General features: G+C 67.2%; 19 protein-coding genes. 12 read left to right on the forward strand and 7 right to left on the reverse strand.

Annotation, left to right across the window (positions count from 1 at the left end; genetic code table 11):
* Position 1: 1 nt before the first annotated feature.
* From G4Z14_RS03920 to G4Z14_RS03935, 4 genes are all read right to left on the reverse strand, one after another.
* Positions 2–694, reverse strand: coding sequence for a phosphatidylserine decarboxylase (locus G4Z14_RS03920; protein ID WP_407703786.1), 693 nt, complete (start codon positions 692–694; stop codon positions 2–4).
* A gap of 199 nt (positions 695–893) precedes the next feature.
* Positions 894–1,790: an RNA polymerase sigma factor RpoH gene (rpoH, locus tag G4Z14_RS03925; RefSeq protein WP_164623428.1), complete on the reverse strand. Its 897-nt coding sequence runs from the start codon at positions 1,788–1,790 to the stop codon at positions 894–896.
* A gap of 183 nt (positions 1,791–1,973) precedes the next feature.
* Positions 1,974–3,962: a potassium transporter Kup gene (locus tag G4Z14_RS03930; RefSeq protein WP_164623429.1), complete on the reverse strand. Its 1,989-nt coding sequence runs from the start codon at positions 3,960–3,962 to the stop codon at positions 1,974–1,976.
* A gap of 198 nt (positions 3,963–4,160) precedes the next feature.
* The gene (locus G4Z14_RS03935; RefSeq protein ID WP_164623430.1) at positions 4,161–5,192 is read right to left on the reverse strand and encodes an RluA family pseudouridine synthase; all 1,032 of its coding nucleotides are present in this window, start codon (positions 5,190–5,192) and stop codon (positions 4,161–4,163) included.
* Here G4Z14_RS03935 and G4Z14_RS03940 point away from each other — a divergent pair.
* From G4Z14_RS03940 to G4Z14_RS03985, 10 genes are all read left to right on the forward strand, one after another.
* A complete protein-coding gene (locus G4Z14_RS03940) occupies positions 5,191–5,508 on the forward strand; it encodes a DUF6476 family protein (RefSeq protein ID WP_164623431.1) in 318 nt (105 codons plus the stop codon). The genes G4Z14_RS03935 and G4Z14_RS03940 overlap by 2 nt on opposite strands.
* Before the next feature lie 84 nt (positions 5,509–5,592).
* Positions 5,593–7,014, forward strand: a complete 1,422-nt coding sequence (locus tag G4Z14_RS03945; protein ID WP_164623432.1) for a sensor histidine kinase — start codon at positions 5,593–5,595, stop codon at positions 7,012–7,014.
* Positions 6,998–7,375 (forward strand): response regulator, encoded by a 378-nt coding sequence (locus G4Z14_RS03950; RefSeq protein WP_164623433.1) that lies wholly within the window; start codon positions 6,998–7,000, stop codon positions 7,373–7,375. The genes G4Z14_RS03945 and G4Z14_RS03950 overlap by 17 nt, the downstream gene beginning before the upstream one ends.
* Positions 7,376–7,930: 555 nt before the next feature.
* Positions 7,931–9,367 (forward strand): amidase, encoded by a 1,437-nt coding sequence (locus G4Z14_RS03955; RefSeq protein ID WP_164623434.1) that lies wholly within the window; start codon positions 7,931–7,933, stop codon positions 9,365–9,367.
* Between the two features lie 71 nt (positions 9,368–9,438).
* Entirely contained in the window at positions 9,439–10,503 is a 1,065-nt protein-coding gene (locus G4Z14_RS03960; RefSeq protein ID WP_164623435.1) for an ABC transporter ATP-binding protein, read from the forward strand.
* 4 nt (positions 10,504–10,507) lie between these two features.
* Entirely contained in the window at positions 10,508–11,431 is a 924-nt protein-coding gene (locus tag G4Z14_RS03965; protein ID WP_227751489.1) for an ABC transporter permease, read from the forward strand.
* Positions 11,424–12,227 (forward strand): ABC transporter permease, encoded by an 804-nt coding sequence (locus tag G4Z14_RS03970; RefSeq protein ID WP_164623436.1) that lies wholly within the window; start codon positions 11,424–11,426, stop codon positions 12,225–12,227. Before G4Z14_RS03965 ends, G4Z14_RS03970 begins: the two co-directional genes overlap by 8 nt.
* Positions 12,228–12,271: 44 nt before the next feature.
* Complete coding sequence (locus G4Z14_RS03975; protein WP_164623437.1) at positions 12,272–13,297, forward strand: extracellular solute-binding protein; 1,026 nt, start codon at positions 12,272–12,274, stop codon at positions 13,295–13,297.
* 131 nt (positions 13,298–13,428) lie between these two features.
* Positions 13,429–14,838 (forward strand): amidase, encoded by a 1,410-nt coding sequence (locus tag G4Z14_RS03980; RefSeq protein ID WP_164623438.1) that lies wholly within the window; start codon positions 13,429–13,431, stop codon positions 14,836–14,838.
* A 48-nt stretch (positions 14,839–14,886) separates the two neighbouring features.
* Positions 14,887–16,101 (forward strand): 3-deoxy-D-manno-octulosonic acid transferase, encoded by a 1,215-nt coding sequence (locus G4Z14_RS03985; RefSeq protein ID WP_164623439.1) that lies wholly within the window; start codon positions 14,887–14,889, stop codon positions 16,099–16,101.
* On the opposite strand, the gene thpR is transcribed toward G4Z14_RS03985, so the two are convergent.
* Together thpR and G4Z14_RS03995 are read right to left on the reverse strand one after the other, a co-directional pair.
* Positions 16,083–16,628 (reverse strand): RNA 2',3'-cyclic phosphodiesterase, encoded by a 546-nt coding sequence (gene thpR, locus G4Z14_RS03990; protein WP_164623440.1) that lies wholly within the window; start codon positions 16,626–16,628, stop codon positions 16,083–16,085. The genes G4Z14_RS03985 and thpR overlap by 19 nt on opposite strands.
* Positions 16,625–17,752: an arginase family protein gene (locus G4Z14_RS03995; protein ID WP_164623441.1), complete on the reverse strand. Its 1,128-nt coding sequence runs from the start codon at positions 17,750–17,752 to the stop codon at positions 16,625–16,627. Before G4Z14_RS03995 ends, thpR begins: the two co-directional genes overlap by 4 nt.
* 139 nt (positions 17,753–17,891) lie before the next feature.
* On the opposite strand from G4Z14_RS03995, the gene G4Z14_RS04000 reads away from it, so the two are divergent.
* Positions 17,892–18,374, forward strand: coding sequence for an NUDIX hydrolase (locus G4Z14_RS04000; RefSeq protein ID WP_164623442.1), 483 nt, complete (start codon positions 17,892–17,894; stop codon positions 18,372–18,374).
* A gap of 44 nt (positions 18,375–18,418) precedes the next feature.
* Complete coding sequence (locus tag G4Z14_RS04005) at positions 18,419–18,844, forward strand: DUF1178 family protein (RefSeq protein ID WP_164623443.1); 426 nt, start codon at positions 18,419–18,421, stop codon at positions 18,842–18,844.
* Positions 18,845–18,908: 64 nt separating this feature from the next.
* Here G4Z14_RS04005 and G4Z14_RS04010 read toward each other — a convergent pair whose 3' ends face one another.
* A complete protein-coding gene (locus G4Z14_RS04010) occupies positions 18,909–19,232 on the reverse strand; it encodes a 2Fe-2S iron-sulfur cluster-binding protein (protein ID WP_164623444.1) in 324 nt (107 codons plus the stop codon).
* Positions 19,233–19,261 lie beyond the last annotated feature (29 nt).

Raw genomic sequence — 19,261 nt, forward strand, 5'->3', positions numbered from 1 at the left:
CTTATTCACTCCGCGCCAGACGCGGGGCCAGATCGCGCGTCAGGTCCGCAATCACGGTTTCGCCCGCCACCATGGTCTGGCCCAGCGCCACCTGCGGCTCTACCCCTTCGGGCAGATAGACATCCAGCCGCGAGCCGAAGCGGATCAGGCCAAAGCGGTCGCCCATGCGCAGGGATTGCCCGACGCGGGCAAAGCAGACGATGCGGCGCGCGACCAGCCCGGCGATCTGCACCACGGCCACCTTGCGGCCATCGGCCAGCCGGATCGCCAGCGAATTGCGTTCGTTGTCCGACGAGGCCTTGTCGAGCGAGGCGTTCAGGAATTTCCCCGGCCGATAGGCGATGGCGTCGATCTGGCCTGCGACCGGCATGCGGTTCACATGGCAGTTGAAGACGTTCATGAACACCGAGACGCGCAAGAGCGCCTCCGGTCCCATGCCCAGCTCTTCCGGCGGAACCGCGCGTTCGATCAGCGAGATCACCCCGTCGGCGGGCGAGACGATCAGGCCCTCGTCCAGGGGCACCGAGCGGACAGGATCGCGGAAGAAGTAATAGCACCAGACCGTCAGACCGAGGCCAAGCCAGCCCAAGGGCTCCCACAGCCAGAACAGCACCAGCGTCACCGCGCCGAAGATGGCGACAAAGCGCCAGCCCTCGGGATGCATGGGTTTGATAAACGTGTCGAGCATGTTCATGGGCAGGGACCTTGCGTTGTTGCGGCGGTCCTAGCGGTTGCGGGCGCGCGGAGCAAGAAAAACCCCGCAGGAACGTGGCGCAACGGAATTTGTCGCAAATTCCGGCGCCGATTTCTGGCGCAGAAATCGGGGCGCCCTGCGGCGCGGAGTTTGCGCCAAACTCCGCGCCGATTTCCGCGCCGGAAATCGGTGGCCCGGCTCAGGCCGGAACCGTCATGCCCTTGCCCTTGGCCAGATCGCGCATGCGCGCCTGCAGCTTTTCAAAGGCCCGCACCTCGATCTGGCGGATGCGCTCGCGCGAGACGCCGTAGCTTTCCGACAGATCCTCCAGCGTCACCGGGTCTTCCGACAGCCGGCGCTTGACCAGAACATCGCGCTCGCGCTCGTTCAGCGCGTCCATGGCCTGGGTCAGAAGGCCAAGGCGGATGTCCATCTCGTCCTTTTCGGCATAGGCGCCGGCCTGATCGCTGTCCTCGTCCTCCAGCCAGTCCTGCCATTGGCTGCCGCCCTCGCCATCGGCGCCGACCTGCACGTTCAGGCTGGCATCCGAGCCGGCGAGCCGGCGGTTCATGTCGACGACATCGGCCTCGGAGACCGAGAGATCCTTGGCAATCCGGGCAAGGTTTTCCGGCCTGAGGTCGCCCTCTTCCAGCGCGCCGACCTTGGCCTTGGCCTTGCGCAGGTTGAAAAACAGCTTCTTCTGGGCGCTGGTCGTGCCCAGTTTCACCAGGCTCCAGGACCGCAGGATGTATTCCTGGATCGAGGCGCGGATCCACCACATCGCATAGGTCGCAAGGCGAAAGCCCTTTTCGGGATCAAAGCGCTTGACCGCCTGCATCAGCCCGACGTTGGCCTCGGAGATCACCTCGGCCTGCGGCAGGCCATAGCCGCGATAGCCCATGGCGATTTTCGCCGCCAGGCGCAGGTGGCTGGTCACCAGCCGATGCGCCGCCTGCGGATCCTGCCGGTCGGCCCAGGCCTTGGCCAGCATGTATTCTTCTTCCGGTTCCAGCATCGGGAACTTGCGGATGTCCTGCATGTAGCGGTTCAGCCCCTGTTCCGGGCTGGGTGCAGGCAGGTTTGCGTAGGTGCTCATGAGCCCCCTCATTGTTCATCGGGTCCGATTTCGGCCCCCGAAGACCGGAAACCTATGCCCCTTGCGCGCCGCATTCAAGGTTTGCGATATCACGCATTGATGAACGGAAGATGTGCATCTTTCCGTCGGGGGGAAGGGATGTAACAATTTCCTCGCGAAATTGTCAGGTTTGCGCCGCGCCGCTCAGATCGCCACCCGCTCGCCCAGTTCGACCACCCGGTCGCGCGGCAGATGGAAAAAGTCGGTCGGGTCGGCCGACATCCGGGCCAGCGCGGCGTAAAGCTGGTCGAGCATCCGGCCAAACCCGGCCGTGCCCGAGGCCACCGGGCGGCGCCGGCCCAGAAAGAAGGTCGAGGTCATGACGTCGAACTTCAGCCCGGCGCGGCGGGCATGGACCATGGCGCGGCTGACGTTCGGCGTCTCCATGAAGCCGAAGCGCAGGGTCAGAACGGCGAAACGGCCGTCCAGAACCTGGTACTCGACGCGTTCGTCCATCGTGGCATAGGGCACGCGCAGGGTCTCCACCGTCAGAAGCACGGTCTGGTCATGCAATACGCGGTTGTGCTTCAGGTTGTGCAGCAGCGCCGAGGGCACCACATCGGCATCCGGCGTCAGGAAAAACGCCGTACCGGGAATGACCTGCACCGAGGAATTGCGCATCGAGCGGACAAAGCTGGTCAACGGAATGGCCAGCTTGTGCAGCCGGGTGTTCACCCGCTGGCTGCCACGCCACCAGGCGGCCATGACAAGGCACAGCACGGCCGCGATCAGCACCGGCACATAGCCGCCATCGGCAATCTTCGCGGCGTTGGAGGCGAAGAACGCAAGTTCGACCACGATGACCGGCGCGATCAGCAGCAGGCTCAGGACAAGCGGCAGGCGTTTGACGCGCCACAGGAACAGCGCGCCCAGCGTGGTTTCCAGCACCATGCTGCCCGTCACCGAAATGCCGTAGGCCGAGGCCAGAGCCCCCGAGGAGCGGAACGACAGCACCAGCCACAGCACCCCGAACAGCAGCATCCAGTTGATCGCGCCGATATAGATCTGCCCCGACGAAGTTTCCGCCGTGTGCCGGATCGTCAGTCGCGGCAGGAATCCCAGCTGGATCGCGGCCCGCGCCATGGAAAACGCCCCCGAGATCACCGCCTGCGCCGCAATCACCGTCGCCGCCGTCGCAAGCACCACCAGCACGGGCAGGGCATGGCCAGAGGCCATCGAGAAGAACGGGCTTTCCAGCGCGGCGGGATTTGCCAGCACCAGCGCGCCCTGCCCCAGATAGTTCAGCACCAGCGCCGGGAAGATCAACGCGAACCAGGCGATGACGATCGGGCGGCGGCCGAAATGGCCAAGGTCGGCATAAAGCGCCTCGCCCCCGGTCACGGCCAGGAACACTGCGCCCAGCACCACAAAGGCCACGCCCTTGTGGGCCAGCAGGAAGCCGAAACCCCAGCCCGGGTTCAGCGCCGCAAGGATGCCGGGGTTGGCCGCCATGTGCCAGACCCCGAGCCCGCCCAGCGTGAGGAACCACAGCACGGTGATCGGCCCGAAGAAGCCCGCGATCTTGGCCGTGCCGCGCCGCTGTACCATGAACAGCGCCATCAGGATGCCGATGGAGACCGGCAGCACCCATTTGTTCAGGGCGGGCAGCACCAGCTCCATCCCCTCGACCGCCGACAGCACCGAAATCGCCGGGGTGATGACCGCATCACCGCCAAAAAGCGCCGCCGCCGCAATCGCCAGTGCCAGAATCGGCAGCGAGCGGCGGCCCAGCGCCAGCCGGACCAGCGTGTAAAGCGCCAGCACCCCACCCTCGCCGCGGTTGTCGACGCGCAGAAGCGCGAAGATGTATTTGACGGTGACGATCAGCACCAGCGTCCAGACCAGAAGCGACAAGAGGCCCAGAACCTCGGGACGGCCGGGCTGGGTGCCTTCGGCGGCGGTGGCGTGCAGCGCCTCGCGGAAGGCGTAAAGCGGCGAGGTGCCGATGTCGCCGTAGACCACCCCGATCGCCCCCACGACCAGCGCCGCCATGCCCTGCCGCTCATGTTCCGAATGGTGGATGTCGGCTTCGGCATCGGATTCGGCGCGCAGATAATCGGCGATGTCCAGCGCCTCTTCGTCGAAGAGCGGCAGTTGCTCGGGGTCCGCGGGGCGGACGGGATCGTGGATCATGGCATCCAGCTTTGATGTGGGGATCGGGAGGCCGTCAGCCGCCTGCAGATGGCGGATCAGGCAGGAAATCATGGGTGGTCTGGCAGACGACCCTTGCGAACACTCCGGCGCAACTGCCGATTCCGTCGGCATTGCGCGGACCCTACGCCGCTCACGCGGGCGTAACAAGAGGAAACAATGACGTGAGCAGGCGCCGGCTCAGCCGCCGCGCAGGGCGCTGAGCAGCCCGGCCATGTCAGCCGGAAGCGGCGAGGTGAACTCCAGCTCCTCGCCCGTCACCGGATGGTCAAAGCCCAGAGTGGCGGCATGCAGCGCCTGACGCGGAAAGCCGTTGGCCAGTGCCGCCGCCGCACCGAACAGCTTTTCCGGCAGCCGCCGCTTGCCGCCATAGGTCTGGTCTCCGATCAGCCCATGCCCGGCATAGGACATATGCACCCGGATCTGATGCGTGCGCCCGGTCTCCAGCCAGCAATCCATCAAGGCCGCCGCGCCCTGAAAGCTTTCGTCCACCCGCGCCCGCGTCACGGCGTGGCGGCCGTCCTGCCAGACTACGGCCTGCCGCTGGCGGTCGGTCTTGTGGCGGGCAAGGTTGGTGGCGACCTTCAGGATGCCGCCCGCTTCAAAGCTGATCCCGCGCAGACCGCGCAGGCGCGGATCATAGGCGTCGGGCACGCCATGGACCAGCGCAAGGTAATGGCGGTTGACCGAATGCGCCTCGAACTGGGCGGCAAGGCCATGATGCGCCCGGTCGGATTTCGCCACCACGAGAAGGCCGGTGGTATCCTTGTCGATGCGGTGGACGATGCCCGGCCGCCGCTCGCCGCCGATGCCCGACAGCGTGTCGCCGCAATGGGCCAGGAGCGCATTGACCAGGGTGCCAGAGGGCGTGCCGGGGGCGGGATGCACCACCATGCCGGCCGGCTTGTCGATGACGATCAGGTCGTTGTCTTCCCAGACCACGGTCAGCGGGATGTCCTCGGCCAGCGTCTCCACCTCCACCGCCGGGGCAAGGCGCAGGGCATAGATCTCGCCCTCGGCCACGCGGGCCTTGGGGTTCACCACCGCCACGCCGTTCAGGAACACGTCGCCCTCGTCGATCATCTTCATCAGCCGCGAGCGCGACAGCGCCGCTTCCTCTGGCACAAGGGCGGCAAGCGCCTTATCAAGGCGCGCGGGCGCCTCCTCGCCGATGGTGAGGTGCAGCCAGCCGCTTTCAGAAGGCATCGCCATGCAAGACACTCCAGACGCCCTGCCCGACCTGCCGCCGAGCCTGCGTTTTCTCAAGGGGTTGGTGATCGTGCTGATGATCACCATGATCGTCGGTGTCATAACGGTGGTCGGGCTGCTTGTCACCCGCATGCCGGATGGAAATGCGCGCCCCCTCCTGCCCGCGGCGGTCAGCCTGCCCGACGGGCTGGTGGCCGAGGCGGTGACCGCGGGCAAGGGCTGGTTCGCGGTGGTGACGACCGACCAGCAGATCCTTGTCTTCGGCCCTGACGGGGCGCTGGTGCAACAGGTGCGGATCGGCGCGACGCCCGCTCCCTGAGCCGCCGAAATCGTTGCTTGACGGGGGACGGTGGACTGCCGTCTATTCGGCGCAGCATCCCCTGAGTTGAGCCGGTCCCCCAACATGCCATTTGCGGTTTCACGGCGCTTTGCCGCCCATATCGCGGCAATCCCGGCCGAGGAAATTGCCCGGCAATACAGGCTGCTGACCGAAAGCGGCGCAACGCGGCGCGTTCTGACCTTTTTCATCTACATCATGGCCGCGTTCCTAAGTCCGCTGCCGGTGGCACTGCTGTGCTGCCTGCTGGATTTCGCCGCCGAATGGTTTGGCGCGCGCCAGATGAAGGGGCTGATCCCGGCCAGCCAACCGCGGCGCTACCTTGCCACGCTGGTCGCGCTGGTCGTGTCGCAGGCAAGTTTCACCACGATGCTGGGCTTTGTCTATCAATCCCCCGCCCCGCTGGCCGCGCCCTTTGCCGCGGGTGTGCTGACGCTGACCATGCTGCAACTCGCCTCGATCCGGGTGATCCATCTGCCCTATGCCGTGACGGGCCTTGCGACCACCTTCTGCGTGGCGCTTGGCGCCGTGGTCTGGAACTGGCCCAGCCGGTCGGGTCCGGCGGGGCTGGCGCTGACCCTTCTCAGCCTGATGGCCGCCGCCTATTTCATTCATTCGGTGGTGCGCGCCAACCATGCGCTGCATGCCGGCATCGCGCAGGAGCGCGAGGCGGCGCGGCTGGCCGATCTGGCGAAATCGCGGTTTCTGGCGCAGATGAGCCATGAGCTGCGCACCCCCCTGAACGCCATCCTCGGCCTTGGTCATGCCGAGATGATGCAGGCGCGCGATCCCGAGGCGGTCGAGCGGATGCGGCTGGTGACCGAGGCCGCGCGCGGGCTGGCGGTCATTCTGGACGACATTCTGGACATGGCGGCGATCGAGGCAGGCCACTTGCCGATCCGCCCGGTGATCTGCGACCCGGCCCGCGAAATCGCTGCGGCGGCAGAGCTGTACCGCCCGCTGTTCGAAGCGCAGGGCCTTGCGGTCAGGCTGGAGATCTCCCCGGCTTTCCCCGCCCATGTGGTGCTGGATTCGCAGCGCCTGCGGCAATGCCTGTCGAACCTCTTTTCCAACGCGCTGAAGCACACGGCGCACGGCGGGGTCACGCTGGAGGCGCGTCTTGCCGAAGCGACGGGGGCGCAGGGCAGGATCGAGATCCGCGTCAGCGATACCGGGCCGGGCATTCCGCCAGACGAGACCGAGCGCATCTTCCAGCCCTTCCAGCGCGGCACCAGCAGCCAGCCCGGCACCGGGCTTGGCCTGTCGATCACGCGCGCGCTGGCGCGCTCGATGGGCGGCGATCTGGTTCTGGTTCCGGGCAGCGAGGGCGCGCAGTTCCTGATGACGCTGGCATTCGCCACGCCGCAGGCAGGACCGGCCCGGCCCGCCCTTCGTTGCCCCGGCCCTCACTGCCCCGGCCCTCGCTGCCCCGTCCTTTGCTGCCCCGTCCCGCCCCGCCCGAACCGCCCGCGTGCTGATCGTCGATGACATCGCCACCAACCGGCTGGTCGCGCGCGCCCATCTGCGGCTTCTGGGCGTTGCGACCGACGAGGCGGCCTCGGGCGAGGCGGCAGTCGAAAGCATCCGGGCCGCCCCGCCCGACATGGTGTTTCTCGACATGAACATGCCGGGGATGGACGGCATGACCACGCTGCGCCAGATCCGCAAGCTGCCAAGCCGGGCCGCCCGCGTGCCCGTGATTGCCATGACCGCCGACGCCACCGAAGCGCATCGCCGCAAATATCTCGAAGCCGGGCTGGACGGCTATCTCGCCAAGCCCCTGACGCCCGAAGCCGTGGCCGAGATGGTCGCCCGCTTTGCACCCCGCGGTGACTTTGGCAGGCCCTGAAGGGCCGCGGTAGCAAGGACGATTGGCAAGTGCATGGGGTGGGGCTGGGGGCTCTCGCCAAGTCCCGGCCCCAGAAGCCTTGGCCCAAAGGATCGCCCGCTTTGCCCCCCGGGGGGAAGTGGCAGGCACCGGAGATCCGCCGGGCCGCCGGGGCCGGCGGTGGCAAGGACGCCTGTCGCTAGTGCATGGGGTGGGGCGCGACCACTCGCTCTCTACGCCCCGGCCCCCGCAACGCCTTGGCCGAAAGGGTCGCGCTTCGCCACTTGGGGGCGGAAAGCGAGGCCGTGCGGGTGGTGGCCATGCCCTGCCCGCGCCTCACATGACGCCCGGTCGCGAAGCCTTGCTCCAGGTGACGGCGAGGGCGCCGCGCCGGGGGCAATCGCCTTGCGTCACCCTCCCTTTTCATCCGGAGCCAATTGGAACCGAAGCTGCAGCCCCGGGCAAGACCTCGCCCCCCGCGGCCCGCCAAAACCGACATGGCGCGCGGCGCGGGCGGGCAGGACATTCGCCGGGCGCGCGGTCAGGCTTCCGGAAAAATTGCGGGGGAAGGGTGACATGATCGGCGATCTTGGGGCGAAGGATGCAAGCGAACTGGCGGGCTGGGTGGCCTCTCGGCAGGTTTCGCCGGGCGAGCTGCTTGACGCGGCGCTTGCAGCGGTCGAGGCGCGCAACCCGGCCCTGAACGCCGTGGTGCAGCTGCAGGAAGGTGTTGCCCGCAAGGCCATTGCCGATGGCCTGCCGCGCGGACCGTTCCGCGGCGTGCCGTTTCTGCTCAAGGATCTTGGCTGCGAGGCGGTCGATTTTCCCGGCCACAACGGCAGCCGGCTGCTGGCAAACACCCGGTATTCCCGCGATTCGGCGATCTATGAGCGCATCCGCGCCACCGGCGTCGTGACCTTCGGCCGCACCACCAGCCCGGAAGGCGGGATTGGGGCTGCGACCGAGGCCGCGGTCTATGGCGGGCCGACGCGGAACCCGTGGAACACCGACCACACGCCGGGCGGCTCGTCCGGCGGGTCGGGCGCGGCGGTGGCGGCGGGCATCGTCGCCATGGCGCATGGCTCGGACGGCGGCGGGTCGGTGCGCATTCCGGCGGCAAGCTGCGGCCTCTTTGGCTTCAAGCCCACGCGCGCCCGGCTGCCCGACGGGCCCTTCGCCGGCGAGGGCTGGGCGGGCATGGCGATTGACGGCTTTCTCACCCGCTCGGTGCGCGACACGGCGCGGATGCTCGACGCCTGCGCCGGACCCGACCTTGGCGCGCCCTATGTCGCACCGCCCCTTGCCACCAGCCATGCCGATGCCATCTCGCGCCCGCCGCGCCGGCTCAGGGTGGCGCTTTGCGACACCAGCTTCACCGGCACGCCCATTCACCCCGAAGTGGCCGAAGCGGTGCGCGCCGTCGGGCGGCTGCTGGAAAGCCTTGGCCACCATGTCGAGCCGGGTTGCCCTGTGGCGGATGTGCCAATGATGATGCGGGCCTGGACCGATATCGTCGGCGTTGGCACGGCGCTGGGCATAAGGAAGGCCCTGCAAGGCCGCCCGCTGTCGCCCGATCTGGTCGAGGGCGTCAGCCGGGGCGCGGTGGCCCATGCCGACCGGCTGCACCCGACGCGCTATCTGGAAGCAGTGGGCGAAATTCACGCCTTCGGCCGCCAGATGGCCGGATATTTCGACACCGGCCCCGACATCCTGTTGTCAGCCACGCTGGCCGAACCGCCGGCCCGCATCGGCCGCTTCAACCACGACACCGAGGATTATGTCGGCTATCGCACCGGCCCGACCGGCATCTTTGCCTATTCGCCGTTCTGCGCCGTGTTCAACGCCTCGGGCCAGCCCGCCGCCTCGTTGCCGCTGGCCATGTCGCAATCGGGGCTGCCGATCGGCATCCATCTGGCCTCGGCTTTCGGAACCGATGAGCAATTGATCGCGCTTTGCGCAGAACTTGAGCTTGCACAACCCTGGGCTGCGCGGCGCGCGCCAGTTGCGGTTTGATCAAAGGTTTTTGTTGCGCGGATGGGAATTCCCGGGCCAGATATGATCAAAATAACGGGGAGCGAGTCATCATGACGGCAACGAACGCCATCGAGGCGCGGAACGTGGTGAAGGCGTTTGGTCAGGGTGATGCGACGGTTCGGGCTCTGGACGATGTGTCGGTCGAAATCCGCAAGGGCGAATTCTTTACCCTGCTTGGCCCCTCGGGCTGCGGCAAGACCACGCTTCTGCGCCTGATCGCAGGGTTCGAGATGCCGACCGGCGGGCATATTCTGCTTGACGGGCAGGACATCACCTATCTGCCGCCGAACAAGCGGCCGGTGAACACGGTATTCCAGTCCTATGCGCTGTTTCCGCACCTGACGGTGGCACAGAACATCTCCTTCGGGCTGGAGATGCTGGGCAAGCCCAAGGCGGAAATCGCGGCGCGCACCGAAAAGATGCTGGCCCTTGTGAAGCTCGAGGCGATGGCCGGGCGCAAGACCAGCCAGTTGTCGGGCGGCCAGCAACAGCGGGTGGCGCTGGCGCGGGCGCTGGCGCCGCAGCCGAAGGTGCTGTTGCTGGACGAACCCCTGTCGGCGCTGGACCTGAAGCTGCGGCAGGCGATGCAGATCGAGCTGAAACGGCTGCAACAGGAAACCGGCATCACCTTTGTCTTCGTCACCCACGATCAGGAAGAGGCGCTGACCATGTCCGACCGGATCGGGGTCATGTCGCAGGGCAAGTTGCAGCAGGTCGGCACAGCGAAGGAAATCTACACCAGGCCACGAAACCGTTTCGTGGCCTCTTTCATCGGCGAGACGAATTTCCTGACGGCCCGGGCAGAAGGCACCAAGGCCCGGCTGGCCTCGGGCGATGTGGTCGATCTCGACGTGCCGGCCACCGGGGACAAGACGCTGACCGTGCGTCCCGAACAGGTGCGGCTGGTGGCGGCGAACGAAGCGGGGGCGCTGGTCGCGACCATCGCCAATCTGGTCTATTTCGGCACCGATACCCATGTGCATCTGGCGCTGTCGGACGGCACCGAGGTGACAGCGCGGGTGCAAAGCCCGGCCACTGGCGATGCGGGGCTGGAAAAGGGCGCCAAGACCGGCCTGCGCTTTGCCCCCGGCGCGGTTCAGATCGTGGGAGACTGAGCCGATGACCCCGCCCCCGATGAGCGCCGCCGAAGCGGCCCAGATCAACGCCTCGGTCCGCAATGGCTGGCTCTTGTCGCTGCCGGCGCTGGTGGTGCTGGCGGTGGCCGCCGTCGGCCCCCTGTTGATCGTGCTGGTCTATTCCTTCCTTGAGGCCGGCAAGCACGGCAATGTCGTCGGCAATTTCTCGACCGGGGGCTGGTCGGGCATCCTGTGGACCAGGGACATCTTCACCGACAGCTATGTGCTGGCCGATGCGCATCTGACAATCTTCTGGCGCTCGATCAAGCTGTCGTTCCTGACTACGCTGACCACCTTTGCCGTGGGCTTTCCGACCGCCTGGTTCATCGCCACCCGCCCACCCAAGGCCCGCGCACTGTGGCTGTTTCTCATCACCATCCCGTTCTGGACCAACCTCCTGATCCGCACCTATGCCATCAACGAGGTGATCCGCACCGAGGGCCTGCTGAACCTTGCCTTGATGAAGGTCGGGATCATTTCCGAACCGCTGAAGCTGATCTATACCGACATCGCGGTGTTCATCGGCATGACCTATGTCTACCTGCCGCTGATGGTGCTGCCGCTGTTTGCCGCCATCGACCGCTTTGACCTGCGGCTGCTGGAAGCCGGCTATGACCTTTACGCCAGCCGCTGGCGGGTGTTGCGCCGTGTCGTGCTGCCGATCGTCAAGCCCGGCATCATCGCCGGCTCCATCCTTGTCTTCGTGCCCTCGCTTGGTGCCTATGTCACGCCGCGCGTTCTGGGCGGCGGCAAGCAGATGATGATCGGCAACCTGATCGAACTGCAATTCCTTGCCGGCAAGAACTGGCCGCTTGGCGCGGCGCTGTCGATGACGCTTCTCATCGTCGTGACCATCGCGCTGCTGTTCTATGTCCGCGCGGCAAACGGGGAGAAAACCCATGGCTGAGCGCCGCTTCTCTGCCACCCGCCTGCCGGGCTTTGCCACGATCGCCATGCTGGCCTTTCTGGCGCTCTACATCCCGATCCTGACCTTGGTGGTCTATTCCTTCAATTCCGAAGTCACCATGGGCAACTGGGGCACCGCCACGCTTGACTGGTACGCCAAGGCCTGGGCCAATGCCGACGTCAAGGACGCCACCCTGCGGTCGCTGACGATTGCCGGCTTTGCCGCCGTGATCTCGACGGCGCTGGCCACGATGGCCGCGCTTGGCACCACGCGCCGCCGGGCGTTCAAGGGCCAGACCTTCATCTATGTGATGATCAACCAGCCGCTGATGGTGCCGGAAATCGTGACCGCCGTGGCGCTGATGATCCTGTTTGGCCTCATCAAGACTGTGACCGGCGTGCATGGCCTTGGGTATCTGATCCTGGCCCATGCGGCCTTCTGCATCCCCTTTGCCTATCTGCCGATCCGGGCGCGGCTGGAGGGCATGGACCTGACGCTGGAAACCGCCGCGGCCGATCTTTACGCCAGCCACTGGCACACCTTCCGCCGCGTCACGCTGCCGATCCTGATGCCCGGCGTGATCGCGGGCGCGATGCTGGCCTTCGTTGTCAGCCTTGATGACGTGGTGATCACCGAATTCGTGAAATCGGCGGGGCAGGACACCCTGCCGACCTACATGCTCGGCCAGATGCGGCGCCAGTTGACCCCGGAAATCAACGCGATTTCCACAGGTCTCCTGCTGGTCACGATCGCGATGCTGACCGCCTTTTTCCTGCTGACACGCAAGAAAGACTGACGACCCGAAAACCGTTGCAACAAAACCACCTGGGAGACTGACTGATGCAAAGACTTCTGACCGCAACCGCGCTTTTGCTGGCCTCGACCGGCCTGGCCTCCGCCGAAGGCGTGCTGCAGCTTTACAACTGGGGCAACTACACCAGCCCCGAGCTTCTGGAGAAGTTCGAAAAGGAAACCGGCATCAAGGTGACGGTGACGGACTATGACAGCAACGACACCGCGCTGGCCAAGATCGAGGCCGGTGGCCACGGCTTTGACCTTGTGGTGCCGTCGGCCAACTATGTGCAGATCTTCAGCGAAAAGGGCCTGACGGTGCCGCTGGATCTGTCGAAACTGCCGAACCACGCCAATATCGCGCCGGAATGGAAGGATGTGGTCTGGGATCCGGGCCGCACCAATTCGGTGCCGTGGCAGTGGGGCTCGGTCGGCATCGCGGTTGATACCGAAGTCTACAAGGGCGACGTCAACACTTCGGCCGTCTGGCTGGAAGTGCCCGACGAGCTGAAGGGCAAGATCAACGTCGTGCCCGAAATGAACGACATCGTGTCGCTGGCCACGATGTATTACGGCGGCCAGCCCTGCTCGGAAGACCTTGAGGTGCTGAAGAAGGCCCGCGACGGCCTTCTGGCGGCGAAACCGAACTGGATTTCGATGGATTACGGCGCCACCGAAAAGATGTCGAACGGCGACTGGGCAGCGTCGGTCAACTGGAACGGCTCGTCCATGCGCATCCGCGAAGCCAAGGGGTCGGTGGTCTATGGCTATCCGAAAGAGGGCTACACGCTGTGGATGGACAGCGTGATGCTGTTGAAGGACGCCCAGAACGTCGAGGAAGCCTACAAGTTCCTTGACTTCATCATGGCGCCGGAAAATGCCGCGCTGATCTCGAACTTCGCCAAATATGCCAATGGCATCGCGGGTTCCGAGGCGTTCATGGACCCCGCCATGGCGACCGCGCCCGAGGTGGTGATCCCGGAAGAGTTCAAGGCGGCAGGCGTGTTCATGCCGGTCTGCAGCGAGAAGTCGCGCGAGTACATGACTGCAATCTGGACAGAACTGCAGAAGTGAACTTCCATGCGGCGGGGGGTCCCCTCCCCCGCCGCAGTCCTTTTCGGCGCCGCGGCGCATCACAGGGGCGTCCCGCCCCTCCGGGCTTCGCCTCCCCCCTGCGGAAACCTGGGCACAGAGGATTAACCGGCATGGAACTGCATGAATATTCGGCCTCGGATCTGGCGCGCATGATCGGCGCGCGCCAGGTCGCGCCCTCCGAAGTGATGGCGGCCCATCTCGACCGGATCGAGGCGGTCAACGGCGCGGTGAATGCGGTCGTGTCGCTGCGCGACCGCGCGGAGCTGATGGCCGAGGCGCGGGCGGCGGACGATGCCGCGCCGGCGGGCTGGCTGCACGGCCTGCCTCTGGCGGTGAAGGATCTCTGCGCCACCAAGGGCGTGCGGACAACCTGGGGCAGCCCGCTCTTTGCCGATTTCGTGCCAAAGGCCGATGACCTGCTGGCGGCCCGGATGCGGGCGGCAGGGGCGATCTTCATCGGCAAGACCAACACGCCGGAATGGGGACATGGCAGCCACAGCTTCAATCCGGTGTTCGGCGTCACGCGCAACCCCTATGACCTGAGCCGCACGGCGGGCGGTTCGTCCGGCGGGGCGGCGGCGGCGCTGGCGGCGCGCATGGTGCCGGTGGCTGACGGCAGCGACATGATGGGCAGCCTGCGCAACCCGGCCGCCTTCTGCAATGTCTACGGCTTTCGTCCCTCCTGGGGCCTCGTGCCGGCAGATGCCGAGGGCGACACCCATCTGGCGACGCTGGCCACCGAAGGCCCGATGGGGCGCACGATCGAGGACATGGCGCGGCTGTTGCAGGTGCAGGCCGGTGTGAACCCCGAGGTGCCCTTTGGCCGCGCGGCGCAGGATTACGTTGCGGGGCTTGCGGGTGCCAGCCTGAAGGGCAAGCGCATCGGCTGGCTGGCCGATTGGGGCGGCGCCTATGAGACCGAGCCGGGGATTCTGGAGATCTGCGAGGCGGGCTTGCGGCAGATGGAGGCCATGGGCGCGATTGTCGAGCCCTTGCCCGCGCCCTTCCCGGCCGAAAAGCTCTGGGCGGCCTGGACCACCCTCAGGGCCATGCTGAATGCGGGCGGGTTCAAGGCGATCCATGATGCGCCGGACCGCCGGGCGCTGCTGAAACCCGAAACGCTGTGGGAGATCGAGCGCGGGCAGGCGCTGAGCGCGCAGGCGGTCTATGAGGCCAGTGTGATCCGGTCGCGCTATTACGCCCATATGGCGCGGCTGTTCACCCGATTTGACGCGGTGGCCCTGCCCACGGCGCAGGTCTGGCCCTTCCCGGCCGACTGGCGCTGGCCGCAAGAGATCAACGGGCAGAAGATGGACACCTATCACCGCTGGATGGAGATCGTGATTCCCGTCAGCCTGATCGGCCTGCCCGCGCTGTCGCTGCCCATGGGCTTTGGCGACAAGGGGTTGCCGATGGGGATGCAACTCGCAGGACCGGTGGGCGCCGATGCCGCGGTCCTTGCCATGGGGCAGGCCTGGCATGAGGCGACGGACTGGCCGGGCAAACGCCCTCCATCCTGACGCGAGGCGGCTTGCCTGCCGCGCCGCGCGCCCTTAAGGCTGGGCAGCATGACGCTTTACCAGATTGTCATGGCTTTCGCGCTGGTGGTCACGCTGGCGCATCAGGCGCTGCGCGGGGCAAAGGGCGCGCTGGCCGAACGGCTGGGCTTCGGGTCGGCGCCTGCAGCCGGGCCGAAGCTGTGGCTGCATGCGGCCTCGGTCGGGGAAGTGACCTCGGCGCGCTGGGTGATCGAGGCGGTGCTGGCCGCCCGGCCCGGGCTTCAGGTGCTGGTGACCACGAACACCGCCACCGGGCGGGAGCGGGTGCGCGGCTGGGGTCTGCCCGGCGTGCAGCCTGTGCTGGCGCCGTTTGACAGCGCAGGGGCGGCGGCGCGGGTGCTGGACCGCTGGCAACCGCAGGCGCTGGTGGTGGTGGAAAACGAATTGTGGCCGGCGCGGCTGGCAGCCTGCGACAATCGGGGGGTGCCGGTTCTGGTGATCGGTGCGCGGATGTCGGCCCGCAGCGCGGCGCGCTGGCGGCTGTTGCGCGGGCTGGTCGGCCCGATGCTGGCGCGGATCGACTGGCTTTCGGCGCAGGATGCCGACAGCCGCGCCCGGTTTCTGACGCTGGGGCTGCCGCCCAAGGCCGCGGGGCCGGTCATGGCGCTGAAATCGCTGGGCCATGCGCAGCCTGGCCCGCCGCCCTTTGCCCCGCCCGCGCCGCGCGAGGCGACGCTGCTGGCCGCCTCCACCCATGAGGGCGAGGAGGCGCTGGTGCTGGATGCCTTTGCCGGCCAGAGCCGCTTTGCCCATCTGATCCTTGCACCACGCCATCCCAGACGCGGCGACGACCTGGCCGCCCTGATGGCCGCGCGCGGCCTGACTGTGGCGCGGCGCTCAAAGCGCGAAATTCCCGCCCCCGCCGCCCCGGTCTATCTGGCCGACACACTGGGCGACATGGCGCATTGGTATGCCATGGCGGGCGCGACGGTGATCGGCGGCTCTTTCGCGGCCAAGGGCGGGCATACGCCCTGGGAGCCTGCCCGGCAGGGCTCGGCCATCCTGCACGGCGGCTCTGTCCACAACTTCTCGGCGCCTTTCGCGGCGCTGGACCGGGCGGGCGGGGCCTTGGCCGTGGCGGACGCTGCGGAACTGGCGCGGGCGCTTCAGGGTCTTGATGGCATGGCGCAGGCCCGAATGGCCGCAGTCGCGGCCGAGGTTCTGGCCCCCGAGGCCGACGGCGCCGAGGTGGTGGCCGCCATCCTTCAGGTGGTCAGGGGATAGCGGGCCAGCGGCACATAGCGCGCGCCCTTGCCGCCAGACAGGCTTTCGAACAGCACCATCTCGCGCAGGGCAAAGGCCGGGGGCGCAAAGCCCGCGCCCATGGCGACGGCGCGCTCCAGCCGCATGGTCACGGCGGGGGGCGGTGGCGGAAACCGGCCCAGCGTGATGTGGGGGGTAAAGCGGCGGGCCTCGGGGCTGGCCCCGGCACGGCGGGCGGCCTGCTCGACCTTGGCCTGCAGCGCCATCAGCGCGGGGTTCGGGGCAAGCGCAGCATAACAGACGCGCGGCCGATCACCGCCGAACAGGCCAAAGCCCTGGATTTGCAGGGAAAAGGCAGGCACATGCAACACGTCCCAAGCCTCATGCACCGCCTCCAGCAAAGGCAGCGGCACCTCGCCCAGAAAGACCCGCGTCAGATGGAAGGTCTCGGGCGGGCGCCGGCGTGGCATCGGCAGCAGGAATTGCTGCACCGCCAGCGCGGCGCGGATGTCGTCGGGCAGATCAAGGCCCAGGAACACCCGTTTCATCGTGCCGCCAGCCTTGCCAGCCGGTCGCGGAGTTCCGCCCGCACCGGACCCTCGCGCGGCGGGTCGTGCAACCGGGTCAACAACGCCTCGGACGGCCCCGCCCGGCTGCCGCCCAGCCAGCTCAGCGCGCGCAAGACCGCCTCGGCGGCCTCGGGCAGGCGGTCCGGCACCCCCTGCCCCGAGAGATCGGCCCACAAGAGCGTCCAGAGCCGCCCGACAGTCCACGGATTGTAGCCGCCCCCGCCCAGAAGCAGCAAGCGCGGGGCAAGCGGGCGCAGGGCGCGCAAGACGTCGCGGTGGGCGTTGTTCGACAGGGCCAGCCGCGACAGCGGGTCTTCCAAAAGCGCATCGGCTCCGGCCTGCAACACGATCAGGTCAGGGCGAAAGGCCGCGACGCGGGGCAGGATCAGCCCTTCCAGCACCGCCCGCATCTCGCTGTCATTGAAGCCGCGCGGCACCGGCAGGTTGAAACAGGTGCCGCCGCCGTCGTCGGTCAGGAGCCCCTTGAACGGCCAGCGGTTCTCCTCATGCACCGAGATCAGCAGCACCGACGGATCGCCGGCCAGCCCGGCCTCCACCCCGTCGGCGTGATGGGCGTCGATGTCGACATAGGCCACGCGCGCCAGCCCGGCGCGGCGGGCGGCAAGGATGCCAAGGACGGGGTCGTTCAGATAGCAAAAGCCGTTGGCGCGGTCGCGCAGCCCGTGATGCGTGCCGCCGCCGGGCACATGCACTGCGCCGGCAGCCTGACCGGCCAGCAATTCAGCGGCCAGCATCACCCCGCCGGCCCCGGTCGCCGGACGGCGGAACATCTCGGGGAAAACCGGGTTCGACAGAGTGCCAAGGCCATGCCGCGCCGTGACCTCGGGCGAAACCGCGCCTTCGGCCTCGGCGCGGACAAGGGCAGCGATATAGGCCGGGTCGTGCCACAGGCTCAGCGCCGCCGGCTTGGCGCGCGGGCTGGTGCGGAAGCGCCCCGGCGGCAACAGACCAAGGGCGCGCGACAGGTCCATCACGGTGGAAACCCGCGGCACGCGCAACGGATGACGGTCGCCATAGCTCGAGCCGCGGTAGATCTCGGAGCCGATGAAAAGCGGGCCGGTGGGCGTGGCGTGGCTGTGCATGACGGAAAAGTTAGGCCAGACGCGGGGTTCGGGCAAGAAATCCGGCGGCTTTCCCCCTTTTTCCAATCCCGGATTCATGGAATACTCACCGAAACCACATAAGACGGGACAAGCCCGTTTCAGGATTGGCAGGCAGGCTATGGCCAATGACAGCACGGTTGCCCCGCTTGCGGGGGGGGATATCCGCATCCAGTACGGGGCGGTCTGTTGGCGTCTGCACCGCGGCAAGGTCGAAGTGCTGCTCGTCACCTCGCGCGATACCGGGCGATGGATCATTCCCAAAGGCTGGCCGATCAACGGCCTGACCCCGGCCGACACCGCCGCACGCGAGGCCTGGGAAGAGGCGGGCGTGCAGGGCGAAGTGGTGGCGGGCGATCTTGGCGCCTATGGCTATGCCAAGGCGCTGGACGTGAACCACTCCATCCCCTGTTCGGTGCAGGTCTTTGGTCTGCGCGTGGCCCGGCTGCGCGACAAGTTCCCCGAGCGCAAGGAGCGCCGCCGCAAATGGTTCGGCGTCGAGAAGGCCGCGCGCAAGGTGGCCGAGCCGGAGTTGCGGGCGCTGCTGCTCAGCCTGCCGGAGCGGCTTGAACCCAATGACGCCGGCCCCCTTGCCGCCGCCTGATCCTTCCCCCACATTGGAAGGACAAGGCAACCCCGTGCAAGACCATGATCCACTATGACCTGAAATGCCCGCAAGGCCACGAGTTCGACAGCTGGTTCCAGTCTGCCGAGGCCTTTGACGCGCTGCGCGTGGCGGGGCATCTGGCCTGCGCCATCTGCGGCGCGACCGGGGTGGAAAAGCGCATCATGGCGCCCTCGGTGCGGCCCGCGCGCAAGGCGGGCGACAGGCCGAAGCTGCACGAGCCGCAGAACGAGCTTGAGGCCGCCATGGCCGAGATGCGCCGCAAGATCGAGGCGCATTCGGATTATGTCGGGCTGAATTTCGCCGCCGAGGCGCGGCGCATGCATGAAGGCGAGATCGAGGAGCGCGCGATCTATGGCGAGGCCAGGGCCGATGACGCCCGCGCCCTGCTGGAAGACGGCATTCCGGTGGCACCGCTGCCGTTCCTGCCGAAGCGTCAGGCCAATTAGGGCGATTTCCCTGCGGAAATCACAGGCGGAATTCGGGCGAATTCCGCCGCCCGGTGACGGCGGGTCAGATCTGCTTTTCGGGCAGTTGCACGCGCAGCCCGTCCATTTCGGCCGTGACCTTGATCTGGCAGGTCAGCCGCGAGGTCGCCGGATCGGGGTTCCAGGCGAAATCCAGCATGTCCTCTTCCATGGCGTCCTTTTTCGGCAAGCGCCCGACCCAGGCCGGGTCGACGTAGACATGGCAGGTGGAACAGGCGCAGGCGCCGCCGCAATCGGCCTCGATCCCCGGAATGCCGTTGTCGCGCGCGCCTTCCATCACGGTCAGGCCGGGGGCCACATCGACCACATGTTCCTTGCCGCCATGTTCAACGTAAGTGATCTTCGCCATCGTCCTTGATCCTGCCTTGAATGCCCAGT

This window comes from Tabrizicola oligotrophica (assembly GCF_011008935.1).
Taxonomy (GTDB): Bacteria; Pseudomonadota; Alphaproteobacteria; order Rhodobacterales; family Rhodobacteraceae; genus Tabrizicola_A; species Tabrizicola_A oligotrophica.